The sequence below is a fragment of the Prosthecobacter debontii genome (genome assembly GCF_900167535.1).
Lineage (GTDB): Bacteria > Verrucomicrobiota > Verrucomicrobiia > Verrucomicrobiales > Verrucomicrobiaceae > Prosthecobacter > Prosthecobacter debontii.
The window spans coordinates 160,298-181,355 of the sequence record NZ_FUYE01000012.1; the positions used below are offsets into that span (position 1 = coordinate 160,298).

The 21,058-nt window shown below is 52.3% G+C and carries 13 protein-coding genes and 1 other RNA gene; 9 read left to right on the forward strand and 5 right to left on the reverse strand.

Features of this window, described 5'->3' with window-relative positions; all coding sequences use genetic code 11:
- The first annotated feature begins 44 nt into the window (after nt 1–44).
- Genes mobF through B5D61_RS17275 form a run of 3 tightly spaced genes read left to right on the forward strand, consistent with a single transcriptional unit; the run spans nt 45 to nt 4,975 of the window.
- A complete protein-coding gene (gene mobF / locus B5D61_RS17265) occupies nt 45–3,281 on the forward strand; it encodes a MobF family relaxase (RefSeq protein ID WP_139373324.1) in 3,237 nt (1,078 codons plus the stop codon).
- 6 nt (nt 3,282–3,287) lie between these two features.
- Nucleotides 3,288–3,704, forward strand: a complete 417-nt coding sequence (locus B5D61_RS17270) for a hypothetical protein (RefSeq protein ID WP_078814681.1) — start codon at nt 3,288–3,290, stop codon at nt 3,702–3,704.
- Nucleotides 3,701–4,975 carry a hypothetical protein gene (locus B5D61_RS17275; RefSeq protein WP_078814682.1) on the forward strand — a complete coding sequence of 425 codons (1,275 nt, stop codon included), beginning with the start codon at nt 3,701–3,703 and terminating at the stop codon, nt 4,973–4,975. The genes B5D61_RS17270 and B5D61_RS17275 overlap by 4 nt, the downstream gene beginning before the upstream one ends.
- 442 nt (nt 4,976–5,417) lie before the next feature.
- Here B5D61_RS17275 and B5D61_RS17285 read toward each other — a convergent pair whose 3' ends face one another.
- On the reverse strand, nt 5,418–8,627 hold the full coding sequence (locus B5D61_RS17285; RefSeq protein ID WP_078814684.1) for a hypothetical protein: 3,210 nt from the start codon (nt 8,625–8,627) through the stop codon (nt 5,418–5,420).
- Between the two features lie 188 nt (nt 8,628–8,815).
- On the opposite strand from B5D61_RS17285, the gene B5D61_RS17290 reads away from it, so the two are divergent.
- The gene (locus B5D61_RS17290; protein WP_078814685.1) at nt 8,816–9,676 is read left to right on the forward strand and encodes a hypothetical protein; all 861 of its coding nucleotides are present in this window, start codon (nt 8,816–8,818) and stop codon (nt 9,674–9,676) included.
- On the opposite strand, the gene B5D61_RS17295 is transcribed toward B5D61_RS17290, so the two are convergent.
- Nucleotides 9,673–10,485, reverse strand: a complete 813-nt coding sequence (locus B5D61_RS17295) for a hypothetical protein (protein WP_217699008.1) — start codon at nt 10,483–10,485, stop codon at nt 9,673–9,675. The genes B5D61_RS17290 and B5D61_RS17295 overlap by 4 nt on opposite strands.
- 11 nt (nt 10,486–10,496) lie before the next feature.
- Here B5D61_RS17295 and B5D61_RS17300 point away from each other — a divergent pair, with 11 nt between their 5' ends.
- The 3 genes from B5D61_RS17300 (at nt 10,497) to B5D61_RS17310 (ending at nt 12,473) form a co-directional block, all read left to right on the forward strand.
- Entirely contained in the window at nt 10,497–11,063 is a 567-nt protein-coding gene (locus B5D61_RS17300) for a tyrosine-type recombinase/integrase (RefSeq protein ID WP_078814687.1), read from the forward strand.
- Between the two features lie 102 nt (nt 11,064–11,165).
- Nucleotides 11,166–11,600, forward strand: coding sequence for a helix-turn-helix domain-containing protein (locus tag B5D61_RS17305; protein ID WP_139373326.1), 435 nt, complete (start codon nt 11,166–11,168; stop codon nt 11,598–11,600).
- 84 nt (nt 11,601–11,684) lie between these two features.
- Nucleotides 11,685–12,473 carry a hypothetical protein gene (locus B5D61_RS17310; protein WP_078814689.1) on the forward strand — a complete coding sequence of 263 codons (789 nt, stop codon included), beginning with the start codon at nt 11,685–11,687 and terminating at the stop codon, nt 12,471–12,473.
- Between the two features lie 11 nt (nt 12,474–12,484).
- Here B5D61_RS17310 and B5D61_RS17315 read toward each other — a convergent pair whose 3' ends face one another.
- Nucleotides 12,485–13,582 carry a tyrosine-type recombinase/integrase gene (locus tag B5D61_RS17315; protein WP_078814690.1) on the reverse strand — a complete coding sequence of 366 codons (1,098 nt, stop codon included), beginning with the start codon at nt 13,580–13,582 and terminating at the stop codon, nt 12,485–12,487.
- 686 nt (nt 13,583–14,268) lie between these two features.
- Here B5D61_RS17315 and ssrA point away from each other — a divergent pair.
- Nucleotides 14,269–14,621, forward strand: a transfer-messenger RNA (tmRNA) gene (ssrA, locus tag B5D61_RS17320).
- A gap of 347 nt (nt 14,622–14,968) precedes the next feature.
- Here the strand turns inward: ssrA and B5D61_RS17325 are convergent.
- Complete coding sequence (locus tag B5D61_RS17325; protein WP_078814691.1) at nt 14,969–17,938, reverse strand: P-loop NTPase fold protein; 2,970 nt, start codon at nt 17,936–17,938, stop codon at nt 14,969–14,971.
- 71 nt (nt 17,939–18,009) lie between these two features.
- Nucleotides 18,010–19,560: an FRG domain-containing protein gene (locus B5D61_RS17330; RefSeq protein ID WP_078814692.1), complete on the reverse strand. Its 1,551-nt coding sequence runs from the start codon at nt 19,558–19,560 to the stop codon at nt 18,010–18,012.
- A gap of 387 nt (nt 19,561–19,947) precedes the next feature.
- Between B5D61_RS17330 and B5D61_RS17340 the strand changes: the two genes are divergently transcribed.
- Nucleotides 19,948–20,547 carry a hypothetical protein gene (locus tag B5D61_RS17340; RefSeq protein ID WP_078814694.1) on the forward strand — a complete coding sequence of 200 codons (600 nt, stop codon included), beginning with the start codon at nt 19,948–19,950 and terminating at the stop codon, nt 20,545–20,547.
- The last annotated feature ends 511 nt before the right edge of the window (nt 20,548–21,058 follow it).

The following is a 21,058-nucleotide window of genomic DNA, read 5'->3' on the forward strand; positions in this document are numbered from 1 at the left end:
GAGGTGACCAAAAAATAAGCCCGATAAAGTGACAATGGGCTGGGGTGCATGATACGCTGTCCACCATGTTGAGAGTAGTGGCACATGGAAGCGCGGCTGCGGCGCGTCAGTATTACACGGAGGGGCTCAAAAAGGAGGACTACTATTCCGAAGGCCAGGAAATCGCCGGTAAGTGGCATGGCGAAGCGGCTCGCTTGCTTGGGTTGGAAGGAGACGTCACACCTGAAGCTTTTGCAGCTTTGGTTGAAAACCAGCATCCGGTAACGGGAGAAAGGCTGACCCAACGAACTCGTGCCAATCGTCGTGTGGGTTATGATCTAAACTTCCACGCGCCCAAAAGCTTGTCGGTGCTGTATGCGCTGACGCAGAACCCAGAAATCCTCACCACCTTCAGGAAGGCTGTGGCGGATACGATGACGGATCTGGAGCAGTATGCAGAGACACGTGTGAGGAAACGCGGAGCACAAACTAACCGGCCCACCGGCAATCTGGCCTGGGCGGAGTTCATTCATTTCACGTCCCGCCCGGTGGAGGGTATTCCAGATCCGCATTTGCATGCTCATTGTTTTGCCTTCAATGCGACTTTCGATCCCATCGAGGACAAATGGAAAGCGGCTGAGTTTGCCGCTATTAAGCGTGAGGCCCATTGTGCGGAGGCCGCGTTTCACACGCGGCTAGCTGCCGGAATCTCTGAACTTGACTACAGTATTGAGCGGACAAAGACCGGCTGGGAAATAGCGGGGATGCCAAAAACGGTCATTGCGAAGTTTTCACGCCGGACCGCCTTGATTGAGAAGAAGGCTGAAGAGATGGGCATTACGGATGCCAAGGCCAAAGACGCGTTGGGTGCCGCTACGCGAGAGGGCAAACGTCACGGCGCAACCTTCTCCGATCTTCTGGCCGCGTGGGGGCAGCGGCTGACGGCGGAGGAAAAGGTTATACTCTCCAAGGCTTGTTTTGACAGGACGGTGACAGCCCTCAAACAGGTTACAGCGGCGGAGGCGATGGACTTTGCCATTGCGAAAATGTTTGAGCGGCAGTCGGTGGTTGAACGCGGCCACATCCTGGCGGCGGCTCTGCGGTACGGCACAGGCGTTCTGACACCCGAATCGGTCAGGGATGAATTTCAAAGGCGGCAGTTCATCGGACGTAAGGTGGGAGATCAGCATCTTTGCACGTTGATGGATGTGCTGGCGGAAGAAGTGGCACTACTGGCCTTTGTCAGGGGTGGACGCAATTCCGCTGCACCGCTGGGCGGATCGAGAACACCTGCCATCAGCAGTAAGCTATCCGAAGAGCAGCAAGCGGCGGTAAAGCATATCCTGACCAGTCGTGATCAGGTGATTGCAATCAAAGGCGGAGCCGGTGTTGGCAAAACCACGCTCATGCAGGAGGCTTGCAAAACTATCGAAAGCCAGGGTGTGAAGCTTTTTGCCTTTGCTCCTTCTGCCGTGGCATCACGGGAGACATTGAGGGAAGGGGGTTTTGCCGGAGCTGACACGGTTGCACAGCTTTTGGTTAATCCATCATTGCAAAAGCAGGTGCGCGGTCAGGTTATCTGGATTGATGAAGCCGGGTTGCTCGGCGTTCGGGACTTGTGGCGCATCATGGAAATCGCAGGTTCGACAAGCCGAATCATCCTGACCGGTGACACGGCTCAGCATACGCCAGTGGCGAGAGGGGATGCATTTCGGATACTTCAGAAATACGCAGGGCTTCGCATTGCGGAGGTTTCCCAAATCCGTCGCCAGCAAATCGAAGATTATAAGCAAGCCATCGCAGCCCTGAGCAAGGGAGACTTACGCACAGGCTTCCGCCGTCTGGAAGCGCTTGGCGCGTTTGTGGAGATTGAAGATGATGCTGAGCGTTATCGCCAGCTTGCTTTGGATTATTTGGCACTTGGGAAAGGAGGCAGATTCCCCTTGGTTGTTTCACCAACCCATGCTGAAAGCGCTCTTGTTACTCAGGCAATCAGGGAGGCAAGGCGCGAGGCCGGACAGCTTCAAGGGGAGAGGGTTTTCACGCAATACCGGAACCTGCAATGGGAAGAGGCTGAGCGAGGCTTTGCCCAAAATTATCAGCCGGGAATGGTGGTGCAGTTCCACCAGAACGGCAAAGGTATCAAACGCGGTGAGATTTTCCGGGTTCAGGAAGTGGCTGATGGTCAGGTTAAAATGACAGCTGCTTCTGGGCGTAGTGTGGACCTGCCGCTCAAGGAGTGCGGCAAGTTCCTGGTTTATGAAGAAATGGAAATCCGTCTCGCCAAAGGCGACAGGATACGCATCACCCGCAACGGGTTCAGCGAGAACGGCAGGCGTTTGAACAATGGCAATACTGCCGTGGTCGAGAAATTTGGCAAAAAGGGTGAAATCATTCTCACTGGTGGGGTCGTGCTCAATCCCCATCACGGTCATTTTGCCTATGGTTACTGTCAGACTTCTCATTCATCTCAAAGCCTTAGCATACGAGATGTCTTGGTTGCACAAAGTAAGAACTCTTTGGTTGCATCATCTCAGGAGCAATTTTACGTTTCTTGCAGCCGTGGAAAACAAACCCTCCGCATCTACACCGATGACCGCGAATTGCTGCGCGAGGCGGTCGGCCATTCATCCACACGACTGGCCGGGATGGAACTGGCAGGCCTAACGCAAAAAGACCTTTCTACTTTTATGGCAACCGAACTTGGAGCAAAGCAATGGCGCGAAGCTATTGCCAGCCGCCGTGGTCTGGATGGAGACAAGGATTTTGTGAAGCAGTTGTCCGAGCATCGGAAAGTGGAGCCACGCCAAGCGGGCGAAATCATCAGTTGGAAAGGTTATGTGGAAATGAAGCGGGGGATTGCCGGTCCTGACGGCAAAAGCCGTTCAAAAGGATATAACTCGCAGCCATCTAAAGGTGGTGAACAGAAGAAAGGGCGGAGTTGGCCGAAAACCGTTGAACATACAGATGGTTTTCTCAAAAGGAACGAAGCTGCCGCTGCTCGAAATAAAGCAGAAACGCAGGAGAAACCCAAAACAGAGGCCAAGCCACGTGAAGGGCGGCTGGCCAAGGCTTACCGGTCCTCGGCAGAGAATTTCAAGAAGCTGGCCGACAAGGTCAAAGGCACAGCGCAAAAGACGCGGGAGATCCGCATGGGCGGCACTAAAGTGAAACCAGGCGGTCAGAACAGTTTTGATCGCAGTGCCAAACACGCGGCCAAGGGAAAGACCGCCGCTGCTCATAAAACTCAAAAGCCCCCTGTTAAAACCAGACAGGCAAGCCCGCCTGTGGTGAGGAAATAACCGCTTATGTCCACCAAGATCGATGAGATATTGAACCAGCGCCGGACGCAGGAAAAACCGGAGGAGCCGACCGGCGAAAAGTTCTTTTCTGCGCTGTTGGGTGAAGGGATGTATGAGAACTTCCTGGAGCTGCAGTTCCGCAACGGCTTGCAAACCTGCTTCAGCTATTCGGATCTCACCTGGTTTTCCCACGATCCTGAGAGCGGGTGTCTGGATTTGGAGTTTGGCGGTTTTCTCATCACCGTCAAAGGCCGGGGGCTGCAACCATTGTTCAACAGTATTAAAAGCAAGCGCGTGGCGTGGGTGAAGGAAGCCAATCATGATTTGCAGGATCATGCAGGCAATGAGTGTTTCATTGAAGAAATCATGATCCAGCCACCGCAAGGTTTTACTGGGGAACCCACTGAAGCTTCCGATGCATGAACTGGGGCCTCATTAAACAGTTCCCGAAATATGCCCTCGCGTTAGGGCTGCTCGTGTTCAGCACGCTTTTTTTCGGCTTGTGGTGGGTGTTACGTTCGGGCCCGCAAGCTCCACCTGCAGCCAGTCAGACTGTATCCATTGCTGAGATCAAAGACAAAATGGGCGGGCTGTTTCTGGCGGGCAATGACCTTTACGATGTCGTCAGCGGCAAGCTGGTTGCCAAAGACTGGCTGGAAGGCGGTGCACCGCCTAACCTTATCTATGACTCAGAGACAGAGAATCTGTTCTGCGTGATGGCTGACGGTGTCATTGGCTACGGGCTTGACGGCAAGCGGAGAGAAGGTCTGCAAACCGGGGGGCCGACTATTTTCACGGAAAAGCTTAAACTGGCCTATTACGTGAAGGAAAAAGACATCTGGCAGGCAGAGGTGGACTTTAAAAACTGGAAGCTTTTGAACCATCGCAAGGTCACGAGCATGGGGATTTTCAATGAGCGCTTCTTCGCTGAAAATGCATTCATGGCGAGTGAGAAAACGTTGTTGATCCGCAACATGAACCAGGTGTTGCGCATCAATGTGGAGACAGGCGAGGTCAAGCCTTCGCAAGTTTCGGTAATGGAGATTGCCAAGCGTCGCTCGCCCGACACCAAACTGCTGCTCGGGCTGGAGGGCAATGACTTCTTCATTTACGACCTCGACACCGACACGACCAAAACCGTCCCTGTCGGCAGGAAGGCCATCAGTGACTTCCTGTGGTTGGACAACAACCGTTGTGCCTTGTTGTTTCCGCAAAAAGGTCTGGCCATTTTTGACCGCAAAACAGGGAAAATCTCCGAGCCTAAATCGTTAGCTGTGCCTTGTTACAAGTTTGGTGCAGCCTCCGCAGACGGTCAGGGAGTTCTATGTTTCAACCATCAAAACGGTGCAGCCGTTAACATTGCCACAGGTCAGTCCGAAGTGCTTTCCCCGAGTGCCCAAGGCATCACTTGGATGGAGGACGGAACCTATCTCTACACATGCCATATGCAGGATTCAGAGCTGCGTGGGACTTGGGTTAAGAAAATCGGGCAGGAGCCTCAGCGAGGCACTTCAGAATCCTACTTGATGACAAAATCGGGAGAGGCTTTGGTGATATTTATTCCGGAAATTAGAGTTGCGACCTTTTTCACCCGAGATGGGCTGTGCAAGCTTGAACAAGCCAGTTTATCAGTTATCACACATGCAATGATTCCTGTGAGCTTGGTGGCTGTGCGAATCCGGCGGGAATTATGATATAGAACGGGTGCCAGTCAATAATCAGAAGTGTCTAAGTCTGTGCAAGATCCATAGTATAGGAGTTTATAAGTACTAACAAGCAGTGTGATGGAAACTAAAATGATAATCGTAATTTTTATGGCGTCACCATGTCTTATGCTGTTTGGGGTGCCTGTTAGTGCCATCAGATTTTTAATTAACTTTAGCCAACGCCAGCATAGCAGTGCTCCAACCAGAAGAATAATGGGGACGTAGTATTGAATGAAAATTTCAGCCTTTTCAATCAACTCTTTACGCCTCCAGTAGCACCATCCTTCTCGCGGCTCAGCCTCAAAAGGCCTCCCTGGGCTCTCATAAATTACCAATATTAACTGGTAAACACACACGCCGAAAAGAATTGTGAAAAATAGCAGGCACGACGCCTTTATAAAAAGTACAATTAACTTCAACGGATTCTTCATCAAGGCCTTGCACGCGCGGAAACAAATCCGAGGTAATTATTGACGTAGTATGGAATGCCAATGGCGCTTTTTCTGCCGATATAACCTGGGCGCAATACTCCTGACGGATCGGTGTGCATAAGCGCGATAGATCCAGCTCCGCTGTCCAAAATAAAAAGTTTGATCGCTGCTGTGTCACTTGCGGAGGCAAGCGGCAAAACGCCAGAATTCGAGGCGCTCTCTTTGAAGATAAGTGCATGACCGACGCCTCTAATTTCGGTAGCAGTAAAGACGCAACCTCGACCTGGCTCAATTCCATCCGCATAACCAATCATCTGATGTTCTTTATCCGCGCGATCTGCGTTTTCATAATTTGTTGATAGGCCTCCCATAGCGTTCTCGCCTTCGGCTTTTCCATTAGCAAAAATCCAACCTGAGGTATTGCACGCGACATATTTACCACCTGGGGTTCCGGCATCAACATTCGGAACGTCGTCAACTGTACCAAGGACACCATCGGGACCTGCGCTGAGTCCATAAGGTATAGGATCGGGTCCTGCCAGAACGCTGCCTGCTGCTGGTTTGGTCGTCGAATCATAGTTATCTGAGGAAATTGGCGACATAACAGAATTGCGAATCAGGCGACCGTGACACCTTGTTGCGATATTACCGCGCATCTGGTTTAAATCGAGGGGGTTACGCTCATCCCATCCTTCTTCCCAAAAGCATTGATTTCCATTGATTAAAACTGTTGGAGAGTTTGGCAGGGAAGCTGAGACTTCCACAATTCCCTTCTTGTTAGAAGCGTAAGCGTCAATGGGGATTAGCTTTGTCGCTTCTTCACGCATGACGCACAAACGAAAAACAGTTGTTGGATTAGATCCTAATGGGTAACCATGGTCCTTTAAGAAAAGTCGGGTATTGTTTTCAAAAATGTAATCGCGCGCTGCATGGAAAAATTTTGGCGCACCAAATCTGTCGACAACCGTAAGTGGAAGCCTAAGCTCAGCCCAAACTTTGTTCACAGTTTCTCCGACGAACATTCTCAGATTGCCTTCGCTTTCATAAGCTGGTCGAACCTTTATGTAAATATACTCAGGCAGAACGCCACTAGACAATGAGAAGGGCGAGTCTAAAGTAATGTTTATTCTGTCTGAAGGCTTGCACTCTTTCGCGGAAAAGAAATCCATGCCGGAGATTGCCGGATGATCGAACCATACGATTCCTTTGTTTCCTGATACTTTGACTTCAATCGCTTCAGCATCGTCGTCATCCCTGTGATCTGATGGCGGACGTGGCAGCTTGCCATACCCATCAAGGCCCCAGACGTAATTCAAACCTCCATAGTCTTCGACGTCCCAAGCACCATTGGAAACATCGTCATTTGTAAACATATATTCCACACCTCTCTCCCTTGCTAATGGCAACGCGCCAGGGCTTTTTGAAGCATGATTCACAAATGAATCTGCGGCATCAATCCTGCCGTCATTGTTTAGATCAGAAAGCAGGTCTATATGAACCACATCACCAGAAACTATCTTTCCCATTCCATCTTCCACATATATCGAAAATTTGCCTAAATTACAAGTTGAATCATAAACGACAACCGACGAGCCTGTGGCAATCTGAGCCAATCCGCTTGATACAGGGTAACCGGCATCAGACAATGATACTATCGACGCGAATACTGCTTTAGCTCCTGTGTTACCATTTGTGCTGAATATCACTAATCCGTCGTTACCTACACTTATGCTTTCAACTGTGGATGTGAACGCCGATATCAGGCCAATGTCTTCTCCTTGCTCAAGGCTGCCGTTTTCATTAATATCTGAAAAAGTTTCCCCGGGATCAAGAGTTCCATTTCCGGCGACTCCTGCAACGCGGAGAAGGGTTGCATCATTGACGTTATCAGGCGTAAGCGGATCATCGCCAACAAAAGCAAAAACTCCTGCACCTGGAGTTAATGCAACAGTTTCGCTGTCGTCATTTAGAATACCATAAAACACCACGATTCTCCCGTCATCGCTGATGTCACAGTTGGGCCAAACTTCAGAGAAGTTACTTCCCGTGAGAGCTGTTGAACTGCTCATATCATAAGAGTATAGCATAAGTGTTCTGTTATTTCCAGAGCCCACGCAGGCAACGATGGAACCATTGTCAGCAATCTTGGGTCTTGGCAAAGTTTCCCCGACAGGAACTCCCTGGGAAAAGTTAGTCAAGGCTGTCGTCACCAGATTGTTACCTGAACCGAGAGCTATGAAAGTAGCTTGCCCTAAGTTATTGACATCAGGGAATGCGTCATCTCTAACACCATGTACGGCAAACCACGGGCTTGAACCGAGGTAAGGGGAAGGAAGTGTTCCTGTTGAAACCGGATTTAACCATAATAGGCCTGATTCTGCTGGGCCAGATCCGGCGTTTCCCATAGCCAACTGGCTCACGGGCATTCGCCCATATGCAGGTGAGGTCACCGACCAGCCTTCAAGGTAAGTCAACGGGGCGGGGAGAATGGGGCCAATCGGAAAGCCATATTGAACCAGTGCGGTCATTCTTCGCCAAGCATACATGTTTCCTGAATTATCAAGTATGGGTGGCCCAAAATCTTGTGTGACAGCAGCCATTACGTCTGGGTTGTAAGGAAGCTCAAAAGTTGAGCTTACATTCATGCCAGCAACGGGGGCAGCACCGCTGTTCGCAGAATATTGATAAATATTGCGGCGCGCTTGGCCATCTTCTCCCACGGTTTCGCCAAGGAAAGCGATCTGGCCGGAGTCATTGATGGAACAATAGGGTAAAATATTTGTAATGGAGCGACCATCGCTATCAGCAACTCCTGCCTCCAGAGAATGTTCGGATGGAATAACGACTAAGCTGGGGCCAGGAGCATAGGCTTTGCCTGCAATGCGCTGCTTGTTGAAATAGGCTTTCAATCCTTCAAAATTGAATCTAGTGACCCTAAAAAAGCCTTTCCCGGTGTGGCCGTCGTAAGCTTGTGAAAGTGCAGCTTGTGAGGAAGCTGATTCCCACCTGACCGTTTGAAGGTCCTGCCATTCCACAAGGTCGTCACTGCTTTGTAGGATATAGGCAAATCCTTGGCTGGCAGGGAATTTAACAATCACGTTTTCGCCTTGAAAGGTGATGTCTGTGATATTGAAATCTTCTCCATAGGCAAAATTGGAGAGCCAGATCGCTACGAGGCAGCAGGAGATGAAGAATGATTTCACACGCATAGATCGTTCACGGTGTCAATTCAGGTCAGCCGAGGGAATCCACAACTATATGTATCAAAATCAACTTTTTAAGTAAAAGTTTTCTTGAAATCTATATTTTGTTTATTTGATGAGTGTTTTTTATGAAAAATATACGTTTCATAAAACTGTAACATTCTCATGCTACATTACTACCAGAGGTAGAGATTGTGTTAGAAAATGATGAACAGGAATTTTGGCGGCTGCAGACGGCCATTTCTCAGGTCGAGGCGCTGATTGCGAACGGCGCTATTGCCAGCAATAGCATGCTCAACAAGTTGTTGAGCATAGCCGATGACAGTAAAAAGAGAATTGCACAGCTTGAGCAATCAGACGAGTTGCGACCAGCCGACGAGAAAAAGCAGCGAACTGTGGAACTGGCCCTCGTTAAGTATTTGGTTGAAAAAGAAACTGCCCTTAATGCTGCCGAACGCGGGCAGTATGAGTCCTTCTTATCTCGTGAATTCTTCACGAAAGATGATTTTAGCTCTTTGGAAAGCTTCTATGCAAATACTTGGGACAAGCTGACTGAGACGGGCAAGGCGCAGATGAGCCACCGTGTTTGGGAAGGTGTGCGTCGTGACGAGTATGATTTTTCTGAATTGCCGGAAACGGTTAGGGAGAAAGAGGCGCAGCGGGTCCGCGATATGTTCTCTGCGCTCAAGGACATGCCTCCGGAGATGAGAAACATTCCGGCGGCTGATCGTGATGATTTTATCAAAGCGTGGGATTCCGGTCGCAAGAGAGAGGCTTACAGCGTCTTAGACAGGACTTCATTCAAAGATAATGTGGCGGTGACTCCACGAGAGGTAACCGAAGCCCATGCGGTCGAATCATCCAAGCTGGATACCAAAGCGATTACGAAGAGTGAGGATAAACCGATCGAGAAGGCCGAGGCCATACAGCTTGCTGGCATGGTGGATCTGGCTGCGGTCGATATCAGCCTGGGCTCGGAAGATTCTAAAGCCATTTCACCAGCGAGACTCAGCGAGCCAAAGACAGAGAAAAAACTGGAACTGGGTGGAAGCTAATTTTTGAGCGAGAATTCAAGGATACCAATTTCAAACTCAGACTGAGCGAGCCGCGCAGTGTCGATGAAAAATCCCAAGACGGCATCTTTGATTTGAGCCGCTTGAGTGGCGGGCAGAGCAGCGTCAATCTTTGCAAATAATTTGTTAAACCGTCCTTCCAGAATAAGCGCATAGCTCACCGCATCTCTTCGAGCGGTATCATAACCAACCAGCGTCACCCCAGGCTTGTTGAACTCGAGTCTGTCTTTCACCTCGGCGCGGAAACGCTCGAAATCTGCCCCGGGACTGGTTCCTGCCTTCATTCCTTCCATGAGTCTGTCTTGATGCTCATTGAAAACTTCAATGGCAATGGTGCCGGTGTTACGAGTGCCCCTAATGCCTTCGCGTGAGCAGCGACCAACCTCCCGTGCCAATTCATCGAGTTTGAGTTTAGGGGACAGGGAATTCCAGTTCGCAAGAAATTGGCCCAAATATTCATTTGTCATGTGGGCTGGCATGCGGCCTTTGTGCGGCTTGCCCGTTTTCTGCTCATACAAGGCTGAAACGCGCTTATGCTCGGCCTGCATGTGACGAATGTATGGTTCCGGGCTGCCATGGTGCTCAAGGCTGCCTGCCACTTGCAAGAAAACCTGCGTCAGGCTGGTCTGGGCTGGTTTGAAGCCAGTGGCAGGGTTGTAATACGGCAAGTATTCCGCAGGAGCGGAATTCTGAGCCTGCGTGGCAGGGGAAAAGGCAATTAGCAGAGCGCAAATGGTTAAACCACAGGCTGTTAACGATTTGTGAACCAGTTTCATGGAATTCTGTTTCACGGAGGCAGACAATGACACAGGGGACCTACAGCGCCTATGACAGCGAAGGACATCGCAAATATCTCACTCTTGCTGAGGGCAAGCGGTTCAGGCGTTGTGCCAGTCGCCTGCCGCAGGATCAGGCCTCTTTCTGCCTGATACTTTACTTCACCGGCATGCGGATATCAGAGGCCCTTGCTCTTACGGCCATGGACGTTGATTTTTCCATGTGCGTTTTACGCGTTCGGTCATTGAAGAAACGGGCGAAAAAAGAGTTCCGGCGGATTCCAGTTCCAGACAGCTTGATTTCGGCATTGCAGACGATTGTAGAATCACACGCGGAAGGCCCTCTTTGGACATTCTCCCGGTCAACCGCATGGCGTATCGTCAAGCGCGTCATGGCTGATGCCGAAATATCGGGCATTCAAGCCACAGCGAAAGGTTTAAGACATGGTTTTGGCGTTCGTGGTGCGTTGGCAAAGGTTCCTTTGAACCTTCTGCAACTTTGGTTCGGCCATTCACAGGCTACAACTACCGCCATCTACCTTGATGTCAGAGATGAGGAAGAACGTGAACTGATGCAAAGAACCTGGAAATGATCTGATTCAGATTGAGAAACGGCGGTTTGCCGCGTATTATGATGAAACAGAATTCCATGAAACTGTTTCATGGTCACCTCGATTGAAGAGTTTTCATCCTGCATGGCAAAGCTCACCTACACCCCGACTGAGTTTGCAGCGTTGTTTGGCAAGGAACGCACCTGGACCTACCGCCAGCTTTATGCGGGCAAGGTGAAAGCCATTACCAAGCTGGGGCAGGTGCAGATTCCGCACTCGGAAGTCGAGAAGCTCTTAAACGGTGTGGAACGCTACCGTGGCGCAGCTTCTCATGTCGGACGGGCGGCAAAGAAGCGAGCTGCCAAAAAATCACCTTCTTCCAAAGGGGCCAAGAAGTGGACCTCGGCCCTCAAGGAGAGAAAGAAAAGCGGCTCGCCGCAGTCAAAGAATGTTCGGTCCAGAGGTGCCCATACACCTTCATCGTCAATCCCTGTCCGCCCAGATGACCCGACCAGCAAAAGACGTGCTGTGTATCAACGAATGACGCGCAAAAAGGAAGATAAAGACCTCAATGATTGAAAATGATCGTTGCACAGCCTCAGTGCGTTACTTGCCCTAAGGTTTGATTCTTGAGGGGATGACGAGGGCCGGTTAACTAGAAGCATGAACATTTTCAAATGGGATGATTTCCGCGAATGGGAGCGGGTAGTGCGGGGTTTGATGGGCAATCATCTAAACGACGCCGTAATAGCAAGATTCAAAGAAGAACCACCGGATTATGTTGTCAGCGATGATCTTTCTTGGCTCGACTCAGTGGTGAGAAAAGTGAATGGTGTCCGGAGGCCAGATAGCGCGCAGTTGCTCACCAGAAAACTGTTGGAATATTACACTCACATAACGGCTTTCCATGGCTGTCGTCCGACATCCATAGAAACTTACACGGAATTTGGATTACAGGCGTGTGATCCGGCAAAGATGCAGGAAGTGGCTGTCCAGATTTTCGGAGACAATCCAAAGGTTTGGGAGGCGATAGAACACTTGAAGGGTTCAAGTTTTGAACACAGCTATGAAGAGCACAACCAGGGAAAGGTGTATTTTACGTTAACACAGGAAGAAATCGTGGATTACTGCGGACATTATCTACTTTACGGTAGCGAGTATTTACTTTGCATCGCTAATTCGATTGGCGCGGCAAGGAAGCTACGGGAACGTGGACGCGCTACAATCATTGAATGCAATGTCCCGATCACCAGAATTGGACATGGATTTATCAAGGAACTGGCTGGTTCTATACTCGAAAAGATGTTTGAACGAGTGCTTGATCCAGAATCCTCAATGGGCAGTGGCTTTGGGTTCTATGTGAAGGGAAGCTTACCCGCTGAAAGCATCGCCTCTTTTCATTTTCCACGGCAAATTCCCAATCCTCACAATGGCAGGCGTTTGGAGGATTGAGAACACTATATTCAAGCAGAGAAAGAAACGCGGCTCGCCGCCGCAATCGAGTGTTCGTTGCGTAAGTGTCCATAGACCTTCATTGCCAGCACTCCGCCGTCCTGGTGCCCTAGCCAGCGGGAGACGGTCGGTATATCAACGCCTGACTCGATGCACATTGTCGCAAAAAGATGACGCAGATCGTGATGGGTAAGGACGTCCATCTCAATCACCTCAGCGGCCTTCTTCATGGATTTATTGGCACTTTTAGCCCTAACCACATAATCGGTGGGGGCAGGGCTGTGTTCAGCCTTTAAACGCTCTAACAGCTTACGGGCTGCGGGAATCATGGGCACACGTCGGAACAGTCCGTTTTTGGTGCCATCATCAGGAGCACCTAGAACAAGGATTTCACCTCTCTCAAAATCGCAGTGTTTCCACTGCACCCATTTGGATTCACCGAGGCGCATGCCGGTGTAGGCCAGCAGTTCCACCATATCGGCCTTGTGCTGGGCTTTACTGCCTCGGCGCTGCCGCAATGCTTCGACCCATTCACGGAAGCGGGTCTGGCTGGGAAGTTTGTGGGAGAGATCCTTGCGTCTGGTCTTAGCCCTTTTCACTGCGAGAGCCGGGTTGGTGCGTCGCACCCCATGTTTGATGGCAATTTTGAAAAGGGACTTCAGCACAAGCAGGCAACCATTGAAGCGGGTGGGGGACATCAACTTGGAGGCCTTACCAGCCCATGACTCACACTGTTCGACGGTGACGCGGCGCATTTCCAGGGTGAGGAAGGCAGGCCAAGTCTTTTTGATAGAGGCGACAATTTCCTTCCAGTAACGCTTCGTGGACTTCTTCGTGGCCGGATCGTTCAGGAGTTGGCTTTCACGAAGGGTGAGGGCTTCCTCGCCCGTCATCTTTTCGGTGACTTCGGTATCGCGGCTCAACTCGTCTCGGTAGGCGTTGTCTTCCAGGAGGCGTGCCAGTTCGGGTTTAGCTACGCTTAACGTTTGGGTTTTAAGGCTCCGCCACGTGGGCTTTCCTTCAACGACGAGGCGGGCGTAGTAGGTGCCGGATTTGTGGCGGTAGAGCTGTTTGGTGGAAGTGGCGGTCCAGGTCTTTTCCGTGCTCATGATGAAAGCGCTGTGTTGTGAACGGAAGCGCTTTCACAGTATAATTCCAGTGTATAAAATCTCAATCTAAAGATCAGAAGAGGCATCATTTACCAGGTGATTTCAAAGAAATGACCAAAAGTGCATGCGGACACTCTTGTCCGCCGTCTTTAAAGGGCGGCGAAGCTGCGAAGAAAAGGGTGGGGCAGGAGGGAGTGCCCAGGCTCCTTGCCGATACGCTCCGTTGAGGGCTACTCAATCATTGCCTTGTTTCAGCAAGGGCCGTTTGGTTGGAGGGATCCGTACGAGGGCGAGAGGAGCGCGGACACTTTGTCCGCCGTCTTTAAATGGCGGCGAAGCTGCGAAGAAAAGGGTGAGGGCAGGAGGGAGGGCCCAGGCTCCTCTCGATACGCTCCCTTGATGGCTACCCAATCATTGCCTTGTTTCAGCAAGGGCCGTTTGGTTGGAGAGATCCGCACGAGGGCGAGAGGAGCGCGGACACTTTGTCCGCCGTCTTTAAAGGGCGGCGAAGCTGCGAAGAAAAGGGTAGGGGCAGGAGGGAGGGCCCAGGCTCCTTGCCGATACGCTCCCTTGAGGGCTGCCAACCCATTGAATAGGATCTATCCCCGGCCCCTCGGCCCGCTATTTACCGTCAGGTCTTGACGCGCCCGCAGTTCTGATGAATACTATCGGCGTTAACACGAATCGGGGGCGTCCTGGTTTCGACGGGTAGTCTGCGATCGTGGTAGCATGCCGAGGATGATTCGTTGGCCTCGTTAATCATCGGATCAAACCAATAAAAGCAAACTCTTCTGAGCTCGCTCTCGCGGCCTAAGCACCGCGACGTCCTCAAGGCAATGTCTGGTAGCCTTGACGACGTCTTTACCAGACTGGCCAGTTGACCGGGCGACCGGGTCGAAGGCGAGATTTAACAGGACGCTGGGCTTGAGGTATTCTGCTGATTGAAGACCCCTCGCCGAGATTAAAAAATCAGATAAGCATGTAGAAGCTGCGGTTTACGGCCATTCGGACAGGGGTTCAACTCCCCTCGCCTCCACCATTTCTTTACGGCGCTAACGGATCAAAAACTCCCGTTAGCGCCGTTTTTGTTTGGGTGAGGCCTGGTTGGTTGAGTCCCAAACCGTGTCACCATTCTAGGCTTTCAGTGGCCCGCTCAGGGGACAGCAATCTGGTTTTCCAAATTGGCGGGTTCCGTAGGCAGCTTGTCGAAGTGGGTGTTTTTCATTTCAGCATGCTTCTGATTTTAGGAGGTCCGCGTGAAGAGGAGAGGGAGGTGCACGCTGGATCAGACAAGTTGCGCGACGACACGGTCGAGCTGGGAAGCTTGGCCATTGGCAGTGTCAATGTCGAAAGAGGAATCGAACATTTGCTTCAACAGGCGCTCGATCAAATCTGCGGGCTCAAGTCCACCCCGCTTAATAGCCGTCGGGCAAACTGATATCTGATCATCGCCGCACGGACTGACCTGGGGGTAATCTCTTCGGCAGGGACATACCGGAATGCAGCCTTGATGGCCGCCACTTCGGCCGGGGAGAAATACCCGCTGACTTGGGAGATCTCCGACGGCTCGTCTTTCTTCGGCGGCGGAGTTAGGGGAGGGCTCATCGCCGCGAGGCTCTCCTTCAGCCGGGCCTCCTCGGCCCTATGTTTCTCCTTCTCGTCAGCACTTGGGCTGACCGCTTTTGTGGAGGTGACCGTGCGAGTGACCGGTGGAGATACGGCCTCTCCCTCAAACGTATAGGCGGCCTGCACCGACTCCGTGACGGTGTGTTTTCGAGGCTTTGGTGCTGTGGCGATATGGCGTGCCAGCTGGTTTTGGAGCGCCGTTTTCCTGGCGTTTTGATCTTCCCTTTCGATCGCCCGGGAAACCAGATCTTCGACTTCCGTCTGGAGCAGGCTGGGCATGCTGAGCTCGACCACAAAGAGCTTCTCCCGGTGCGCCCGGAAGCGTGCGCTCCACGCAGCCTCTGGTGGCAGCATTTTGGCTTCCTCGGCCCGCTGTTTACATGCGGCTTCCAGCGCCGTCCTTTCCATCAGCATGGCCACATGGAGCCGCGAACTGACGCTGGGGGTGTCCAGAAACCAGCGGATGCTTTCGATGACTGATAGCGATTGGGCGGGATCGCAACGGTCCAGGTCGTCCACAATGAGGAGGGCCCGCCGGGCATCGGCGGAGCCGCGGGCGATCATGTAGACAGCCACCACTGCGAAAATCATGAGACCGGCAAACGGCACCAGCGCGAGCCAGTTCCACACCGTGACTGTGCCATTAGGCGTGTGATGCCGACTGATCCACTGCCACGATGAACTGGCCCCCAGATAGCACCCAGTAGCCAGCAAAACAAGGCACAAGGCTGCGGCGAGCCAGCCGCATCTGCACGGCCGAAAATCTACGGCGCTGTCATCGTCAGTGAAATGGCCGATCAGTCGTCCCCACCATTTTCCCTCCCAAAATTTCCAGTCTGACCAGGGGGGCATCGGCGAGCGGGAAGGAAACCAAGCCCGTAGCAGACGTTCCAGATCATCGCCGATCACGGCCTGAAGCCCTAGCTTATCAGAATGGTCAGGGATGTGGCCGTAGAGATTATGAATCAGCTTCCCGAGGCCAAAGAACCTGTAGAGGTAGCCGACAATGACCAGGAAGCCCAGGAGGCCGATGCCATGGAAGATCCATAGAAGCGCACCTGCCGCCCAGCCCATCCAGACAAAGGCTGAAAAGCTGGCTGCAAAGATGCCAACGAACAACGGCCGCCACCCTGTGCGCAATAGCCCGATGCGGATGCGCAACCGCCACTTGGCCCAAAAGCCCGGCTCCATAGCCGCGTCTGCGATGGTCTGGTAGAGATGCACCCAGACCTCCGGGCGGCTGGGATACTTGGCCGCTCCAAATTTGACAATCTGATGGGTGCCGGAGAGCTTCTCCGCCACTTGGTTCATCAAGGTGGACTTGCCACGGCCCCAGGGAGCGAACAGGCCAAAGACAAAGTCGTTGTCAGGCGCAGCGTTTTGAAAGGCCTCCTTGATCGCTGAAGAATAGTCGTCGATGCCCAGGCAGAGCTCCTCTGAACTCGATTCACGCCTGAACATGCTGGAGGTTCCCCTGGGTGATCGGGGCCTTGGCTTCCGGATATCCGCCAGCACTTGCTGCCAGTTCTTCGGGATATCCTCGAACGCGTAAAAGGGCAGATGCTCCTCCAGGCATTCTTGCAGATCCTGAAGCCTCAGGGGGTGGAGATCCTCTTCAGCGCCTCCCTGCAGGTGCTCCAGCAAGGCTGCGACAAAGTGCCTGGCGGCCACATAGATCTGTCCTAGCGAGCAGTACCGGCTGATCTCTGCCGCTCTTTGCAAAACTCTCCGCAAAGCCGGCGACAGCTGGTGCTGGGAACCTCCTGAACTCCTGGCATCCTTCAGAGACGACTGCCAAAGCTGGGACAAGGTGCCTTGCCGGAATCTGAGCCTGCGACTGAGCAACCGCTGAAGTGAGAGGTCATTGGGGTCTGAAAATTTATATTCGGCCCGTTCACCATCTCTAATCAGGCCTAGAAGAAATTGCCACGGAGTGACGGCTATCGGGGCTGTCCGGGTCGCAAAAACGGTGTATTCCAGGGCATTCGTAATCGCGTAACTGGGGGTGATGCCTGTCTGGTGCCAGAGCGCGGCAATCTGCTGGAGGAGTTTTTGATCCGGCTCCTTCGATAAAACGTCCTGCGGTCTTTCGGTTTCATCCTCTGGGGATGGCATGGGCGGACTGGCGGCTTGAGCTCCGTCCTCAGGAGGTGGTGCAGAGGTTCCGTCCTGGGGAAGCTGGGAGCTGGCTTCGACGGAGTCGGGACCACCAGCCTCAGCGATGTCTGTGGCTGCCAAGGCTGGCATCTTCGTCGATCCTGCATCGGCAAGGTGGGCGTAATCACCGAGCTGCCTGCGCTCCATTTCCTCTTCAAGCTCTTCGCCGCGAGCCAGTATCCGTGAGCGGTTGGAGGAGCCAGGAGGGTGGTTTGCTGGAGGTTCTTCGTCTCCCCCGGTCGCGGCCTTCACCCAGTCATGATCCTCTTGCACCTCATCATCGGACATGGATTGAACAGGCTTGCTGTGTGGAGTGGAACGACTCTCTGATCTCGGCGCGGCGATCACGTCTTCAAGGGTCAGCCCGTGCTCGAGGGCAAATAGTTCCAACTCGCTTTCAGAAGGAATCTGTTGTTTTGCCTCTCCCAGCCTTTCGGGAGGATGCACCTGCCGGTAGAGCTTCATCAGTTCGATACGGTTTACATGACGCAAAGGCGGTTTCTCTTGCCGCAGATTTTCCTGGCCTTCTTCGCGTCTTTCCTGCTCTGAGATATGTCCGGTATCATCTACCATAATTGAAGTCTTACGTAGGCGGCTGTTTGTTTCTGCGCAAAGGGGGCAGTGGCGTTATCGGATGACGGGAATCATGCGGGGCCAAAGATGGCAAAATCAAAGGGTGAGAAGAACAGCGAACGTGTGGGAAAAGTCTGCCCGTCAAAGTCTCCTCTTTCCACGATCTGCGTGGGTATCAGATCAGAAACCAGCAATTGGCGAAGGCCTGCGAATGAAAATCGCTGTGTCGGCAAAGCCGGCAACCACACCTCAGGGCATTGGACAAATGGATAGGGCAAATGGGCTCCCATCTGTTTGACGGCCCTTTTGAAGTGGGGATTCAAGGCGCGCTTTAAAGCCGACTTGGACACTCGTCCGGCACTCATTGCCCCCACGCCTTTTGGGTTCGGGCAAAACTCCACTTTTTCCGTGTATTTCTTCTGGTAACGAAAACTCTTTTCCACCAACCGAATTCTGAGCAAAGAGAGAGTGGTCATGATTGACCGATGAATTTCTTCATCAGAATAGGGGTAAAGTCTCATGCCCTCCCACTGTCGGGAGACACACAGGATGATTTTCAGCGCCGCCTCGTCTTCCCAAGTCTCACACGCATCATACAATAAGGGCATACGGGTGGCTGTCTCGAACAAAAGCTGCTTTTCACGATGCTCCACGACAGACTCCAAAGAGAAAAATTGCCGCATGGCTAACAGCATTTTTGACTTGGATGTCTTGTTATTGACGATGACGGGTATGTTGTCTTTGGTCTCGAAAGGTGCGCGTCCCCTGTGCCGCCAACCTTGGGCGGCAGACTGCCAGTCCTCTGATGCCGGGATTGAAATTCGGGTCCATTCCTCCGGCGGCGTGTACGTGGAGTGTATAATGGGCGGCCCGCTGGAGATGGATGACAAGAAGTTGTTTGCCTGGGCAATGACTTCATTATGCAAAAACTGATCTATCCGCTGCTCGAGCGGACTCGCTTGGGACGGGTAAATGGCATTCTTCCGGGGAAGGCTTTCATGACTGGGCACCCATGGAAATTCTATGCGGACCATTTCCGGATATGCGGCAGCCAGCCCATGGGCATGATTGCCAGGCAGAAAAATAAAACAACCGCACTGCGCCGAAAGCCTCCAAAGATTATCGATGTTAAAAACGATTAATTCAGGGTCGAGACAAACGGTGGCCGTTTGATTGTCCGAGCCATTCCAGACACTTAGAAATTGCTTCGAGTTGATACAATAAATGGCAGCCTTCTGGTCAACTTCTCCGCTGGTGCTTTCACAGGCAAAAAAACCCGCCACTTCCGGGCAAAACGAAAAATCAAGAAAATGGGTCTTGAATCCATAGTGCTGGGCTATGGCCCAAAGCTGGTCGTCGGTATAGTTCTCTAACTCGGTCTGATTTCGGGCCCAATGCCTGAATTGTTGAAAACGAATCCTGGCTTCTTCAAACGCCTTTGCATTGCAGCGGTGCGCAGTGGGCTGCACCCGCCAGGCGGCATTTGTCTGTCCCCTGAACAAATCATACAATTGTTCATGCTTGAGCTGATGAGCCAGGGAAACGGCCTTTTCGACAGACTCCACCGTCAGCTTGCGTTGAGTCCGCAGTGTTTTAATGAGGTCTGAATGGTCAGAGTTCATAGGGGCTGTCCTCCTGGTCCGGGATCATGGATCATCTTGCCCTTGCTGCCCAAGCAGTTTCTGCGCCTTCTCCCATCCTTCTTAGGGCCCCCAGGCGGGCTGCACTGGAAGTGGAGCCTTCCGCAAGACTCTTCCACGGCCGGTCCGCAGCCTTCGGTTGTTTTTGCTGCCTCAAATTTCAGCGGATCATTCTTTGCCGTCAGAGTCATTTCCTCAAGTGCAGCCTTTCTAAACGCAGACTGACATTTCATAACCGTCTGCGCGTACCTCGTTATACTTACGGCAGAGTTGCAAATTAAATTTGACTCTCTAATTATGCCGTTCTGTGGAGTTTTTATGAAATTTCTTAGTTTCATTTAACATCGACTTACAAACGACTTTACGCTCATGCCCGACAAACCCTCTCCAGCGGACATTCAGCTCAAGGGCATCGTCGATGCCTCCACTCGCTACAGTGGGGCCTATGCGGAAATCAACACCCGCATCACGCAGCGCCAAAATGTCATCACCATCTTTCTCACAGCCATCACTGCCCTGGTCGCTTCCGCTGTCGTGAGTTTGAATTCAGTTCACCATCTCGGCCTCTGGCGTGTGATTTACGGGGTGCCTCTGCTCATCATTGTGTTCACTGCTCTCTTGAGGATGCATGAGCGCCAAATCGTCATTCTCCGTGCCTACATTGCGGAGCTGGAAGCCTTTTGTGAGGCCGCCCAGATTCCCAACTATCATTACAACTCCGTTTACATCTCACCGGCGATGGAGGCCCGGCGGCGCCACGACCTCATCTGCTTTCTCCTTTGCCTCTGCGCCGTCGTGGGGGCTCTGTGGATCTGCCTGCTGGGATGGACCCGATCTCAACTCAGCGACCTCGAAGTCGGCATTGGCGGCTTTTGGATGGCTATCGGTATGATCGCCGCCTTGCACATCCTCTCGACGCACCGAATGCGTCGAGACCTTCTCCATTCGTTTGGAAAACGTCGATCCTAACCTTTTATCCCACACGCCCGACGCCCCTCGCTCTCGCTTGCGCATTCAAGTCGGAGAGAATTTCCAAGGTTCGTTTCGAGAAATTCATTGCGGTGAAAAACTCAAGAGCGGTTCAGAGAGCTGCTCTCGTGGGTGATGCCTTCACTTGCGCAAAGCCACACTCCGGCGGCTTTCCAGATACACCGGCAGGGCGTTTTTTCAGCAAAACTGCAGTGAGAAGGAGACCGCCGATCTTGGCGTATCCACCGGTAAGATCTCCAGGTAAGCCCCTAGACTGGCGAGGAAGGAACAGACTGCAAAGAGAGCGATGAGGCGGCCTAATGGAGGAGTTTCATCGTTGGTTAGGCGGTGGTCCGTTTTCTGTTTTGACTTGCCCCGACTTGACCCCTTGGCCCCTTGACCCCTTGACCCCTTGGCCCCTTGACCCCTTGACCCCTTGACCCCTTGACCCCTTGACCCCTTGACCCCTTGACCCCTTGACCCCTTGACCCCTTGACCCCTTGACCCCTTG